This is a genomic window from Chitinilyticum litopenaei DSM 21440 (assembly GCF_000428145.1).
Lineage (GTDB): Bacteria > Pseudomonadota > Gammaproteobacteria > Burkholderiales > Chitinibacteraceae > Chitinilyticum > Chitinilyticum litopenaei.
This window is the reverse complement of sequence record NZ_ATZJ01000077.1, coordinates 1-2,679: the sequence shown is the minus strand read 5'-3', so window position 1 is coordinate 2,679 and position 2,679 is coordinate 1. Positions and strand designations below refer to the sequence as shown.

Genomic DNA, 2,679 nt, shown 5'->3' with positions numbered 1-2,679 from the left:
GCCACTGACAGTACCCGTACTGCGGCGTGGCAAATGCCTGGTACTGGGGCAAAATAGCCCATCGCGTAAAAATTAATCAAACCTCAACAGAGCCTAGCAAGACTCTTCAGCTTTCTTGCCGTCATTCCGGCGAAGGCCGGAATCCAGAAGGTTTAACGAAACGTTTGCAGTCTGGATGCCGGCCTTCGCCGGCATGACGGGCTGTTGGTGAATGCTTGCTGAGACAGCTTTCTAATCAGGTTTTGATTTGCTTGTTCCTGATTATGTCTCTCCTTCAGAATCCCTTTTTTCGTCATGCCCGCGAAGGCGGGCATCCAGAGCAACGCTTGATTTCACACCGTCATCCTGGATTCCCGCGTACGCGGGAATGACGATTCTGAAGCAGAGACATAATCAGGTGCTTGTTTCGGGTATATGTCCGTAGCCATTTTTTTAAAATGGCTTCAGGAATATGGGTGTACATGTATAGGGCTCAGAGCCGCCTGATCCGCCCGCGCAGCGCCTCGATGTGCGCGGCGTTCTCGGTATCGCCGGCATTGCCGTTGGCGCTCTGCCAGACCGGCGGCGTGCTGCCGCGTGCGGCCAGTTCGGCGATGGTGGCGGTGGCCAGTGCCTGCAGCAGCGCGCTGCCGACCACGGTGGACGAAGCCGAGACCGGCGTCGGGCAGCCGGGAATCGTGATCAGCGCATCGCCATCGGCACCGTAGTTGTCGAACACCACGTCGGCGACATCGAGCAGGCGCTGGCCGCTGGCGTGCCGCGAGGCCACCGTCTGCGAAAAGCGCACCGAGGTCAGCGCGATTACCGTCGCACCGCGCTCGCGCGCGCCCAGCGCCATTTCGATCGGCACGGCATTGCGCCCGGAGTTGGAAATCACGATGACCACGTCGCCGGCACGCACCGGCTCGTCCTGCAGCAATTGGCCGGCATAGCCGGGCACGCGTTCCAGCCAGGTCGAGCGCCGTGCGGCGACCATGACTGACAGCGGCAGGTCGAGAATCGCGTTCACCGGCACCAGGCCGCCGGCACGGTAAAACAGTTCGGCGGCCAGCAGCTGCGAATGCCCGCTGCCGAATACATGCAGCAGGCCGCCGGCGGCGAGGCTGTCGGCAATGCGCACGGCGGCATCCTGCAATTGCGGCAGCTGCTCGTCGTGCACGCGCTGGATCAGCGTGATGACGGCCTGCAGGTAATCGGCGGCAAAGGGGCTGGCGGTGGGGCTGCGTTCACTGTGCGACATAGTCCACTCCTTCTGCCGCTTCTTCCGCGGTGGTGGTGGCCGCCTTCGGGCGGAAACCGCTGGTCTTGAAACCCATGCCGGCGACCAGGTCGCGCAGGGCGGCGCTGGCCATCAGCTCGAAATCGGCGACCCGGCCGCGCCAGTCGCGGGCGATGGCCTGCAGCTCGGGCGTGTTGCTGGCCGGATGGCCGATCAGGCAGTACACGCCGGGCCCGTCGAAGCGGGCGAGTTCCTCTGCAACCCACGCGAGCCGCTCGGCCAGCGTGATGTGCGAATGCAGCGGCAGGACAGCCATGCCGGTCAGCGGCAGCAGCTCGCCACGCGCGATGGCGGCATCCAGCAGCGCACAGGCGGCGGCAGCTTCGGGTTCCGGCAGGCAGGCGGCCTGCATCATGCCCGGCGTATTGATGCGCGGCAGCAGCAGCGGCAGGGCGTACTGTTTGCCGAGTGCCAGCATGTGGGTCAGCAGCGCCGGATGCCAGATCGTAAGCATGTGGCTGTCGAGGTGGGTGAGCGGCAGGCCGAGCTGCCGTGCCAGGGCAATCTGCGCTTCGAGTTCGTCGCGGGCGGCGGCCAGGTCGGATTCGCGGTAGGTGTCGGCCGCCAGCTGGTGCAGTGTGCCGTCAGCGCGGCACAGCCGGGCGGGGTGTGCCGGGCCGGTGAGCGCTCGCCAGCGGTAGTTCGGCCATTCGCAGTTCAGCGTCAGGTGCAGACCCATGTCGGCCGCCGGCCCGGCTGCGCGCACGGCATCGACGGCGGCATGAAACCAGGGGCAGGGCGCCATGGCCGACGCCGAGGTCAGATTGCTGCCCTGCAGCGCGCGCCAGGCGCTCACCGTGGCTTCGCACATGCCGATGTCGTCGGCGTGGATGATCAGCACGCGGTCATTGCGCGCATAACCGAGATAGTCCTGCAGGGTGCTCATGCTGCGCTCCGGTCGGAGTCGGGAGATGCCAGTGATTATCGGCCGGCCTGCCGGCGCGGACTTTCCCGGTCTTGCGCACCACGCCATTCGGTCGGAGCCCTGCCGACAGCTCTGCCACTGACTGATTTTTACCTGATGCAGTTCCTACTGCAGGAAGCTTGGGCAACAAAGCTGTTGCTTATTGATCCGGCCCTCTGATGTTTTCACCCGTAGGAGCGAGCTTGCTCGCGATCAGCAAGGCTTCGCGAGCAAGCTCGCTCCTACGGAAACTCAAACGTCTGAAGGCCGGATCAATAGTACGTTCTGCCCTGAAAGCCGCTGAGACGCGCATGTTTCCCCGCAGGGGGAGGATCAGGCGCGGGACGTGTTTGAGGGCGCAGCCCGAGTTGTCCCGCGCCCCCGGAAAAACGAGTCCCCCAAGGCAATGCCGCTCAGTTAAGCCTGAGCGGCATTTTTCTTGACTGGGTAACGGGTTTTGCTCATCTTCACTGCGCGCGGATAGCGCCGCTCGCTG

Annotated in this window: 3 protein-coding genes; all 3 read right to left on the bottom strand. The window is 64.3% G+C overall.

Annotation, left to right across the window (positions count from 1 at the left end):
- Positions 1–472: 472 nt before the first annotated feature.
- Positions 473–1,240, bottom strand: a complete 768-nt coding sequence (locus tag C515_RS0116370) for a sugar isomerase domain-containing protein (RefSeq protein WP_081687014.1) — start codon at positions 1,238–1,240, stop codon at positions 473–475.
- Complete coding sequence (locus C515_RS0116365) at positions 1,227–2,165, bottom strand: ChbG/HpnK family deacetylase (protein ID WP_028456385.1); 939 nt, start codon at positions 2,163–2,165, stop codon at positions 1,227–1,229. Before C515_RS0116365 ends, C515_RS0116370 begins: the two co-directional genes overlap by 14 nt.
- A gap of 178 nt (positions 2,166–2,343) precedes the next feature.
- Positions 2,344–2,679, bottom strand: a 336-nt coding sequence (locus C515_RS24410) for a hypothetical protein (RefSeq protein WP_211234089.1), incomplete at its 5' end; no start/stop codon positions are given.

Coding starts and splice junctions, on each gene's coding strand:
- C515_RS0116370 (WP_081687014.1), bottom strand. CDS start 1,240: ATGTCGCACAGTGAACGCAGCCCCACCGCCAGCCCCTTTGCCGCCGAT.
- C515_RS0116365 (WP_028456385.1), bottom strand. CDS start 2,165: ATGAGCACCCTGCAGGACTATCTCGGTTATGCGCGCAATGACCGCGTG.